The sequence below is a fragment of the Pseudomonas sp. NPDC096950 genome, from assembly GCF_044762525.1.
Classification (GTDB): Bacteria; Pseudomonadota; Gammaproteobacteria; order Pseudomonadales; family Pseudomonadaceae; genus Aquipseudomonas.
Map to the genome: position 1 here is coordinate 1 of NZ_JBIWEL010000065.1, position 1,317 is coordinate 1,317.

Below are 1,317 nucleotides of genomic sequence, written 5' to 3' on the forward strand. Positions count from 1 at the left end.
ATTGCCGGTGCGTTGCCGCTGGGGATCGTCCTGGCACTGGGTCGGCGTTCGAACATGCCGGCGATTCGTGTGGTCTGCGTGACCTTCATCGAATTCTGGCGCGGCGTGCCGTTGATCACGGTGCTGTTCATGTCCTCGGTGATGCTGCCGTTGTTCCTGCCTGAAGGCATGAACTTCGACAAACTGCTGCGGGCCTTGATCGGCGTGATCCTGTTCCAGTCGGCCTACGTGGCCGAAGTGGTGCGCGGTGGTCTGCAAGCGATCCCTAAAGGTCAGTACGAAGCGGCCGCAGCGATGGGCCTCGGTTACTGGCGCAGCATGGGCCTGGTGATTCTGCCGCAAGCCCTGAAGCTGGTGATCCCGGGCATCGTCAACACCTTCATTGCGCTGTTCAAGGACACCAGCCTGGTGATCATCATCGGCCTGTTCGACCTGCTCAACAGCGTCAAGCAAGCCGCCGCCGACCCGAAATGGTTGGGCATGGCGACCGAAGGCTACGTGTTCGCGGCCCTGGTGTTCTGGATTTTCTGTTTTGGTATGTCCCGCTACTCCATGCATTTGGAACGTAAGCTGGACACTGGCCACAAGCGTTAGGAGTTCTGTAATGAGCGAAGCGATCAAACAGCCTGTGAGCCCTGAAGGCATTATTCAGATGCAGGGCGTGAACAAGTGGTACGGCCAGTTCCACGTGTTGAAAGACATCAACCTGAACGTCAAGCAGGGCGAGCGTATCGTCCTGTGCGGCCCGTCGGGTTCCGGCAAATCCACCACCATCCGTTGCCTTAACCGCCTGGAAGAACACCAGCAGGGCCGCATCGTGGTCGATGGCGTGGAACTGACCAACGACCTCAAGCAGATCGAAGCGATCCGCCGTGAAGTCGGCATGGTGTTCCAGCACTTCAACCTGTTCCCGCACCTGACCATCCTGCAGAACTGCACCCTGGCGCCGATGTGGGTGCGCAAGATGCCGAAACGCAAGGCCGAAGAAATCGCCATGCACTATCTGGAACGCGTACGCATTCCGGAGCAGGCGCATAAATTCCCGGGGCAACTGTCCGGCGGTCAGCAACAGCGTGTGGCGATTGCCCGTGCCCTGTGCATGAAACCGAAAATCATGCTGTTCGACGAACCGACTTCGGCCCTCGACCCCGAGATGGTGAAAGAGGTGTTGGACACCATGATCGGCCTGGCCGAAGACGGCATGACCATGCTCTGCGTAACCCACGAAATGGGCTTCGCCCGCACCGTGGCGAATCGCGTGATCTTCATGGACAAAGGGGAGATCGTTGAACAAGCGGCGCCGAACGACTTCTTCGA

At 58.9% G+C, this 1,317-nt stretch carries 2 protein-coding genes; both read left to right on the forward strand.

The window, feature by feature from the left end:
- A partial coding sequence (locus ACIQY3_RS34380; RefSeq protein ID WP_403029134.1) for an amino acid ABC transporter permease occupies positions 1-594 on the forward strand: 594 nt, incomplete at its 5' end.
- Positions 595-604: 10 nt separating this feature from the next.
- Positions 605-1,317: amino acid ABC transporter ATP-binding protein (locus ACIQY3_RS34385; protein WP_403029136.1), on the forward strand; the 713-nt coding region annotated here is incomplete at its 3' end.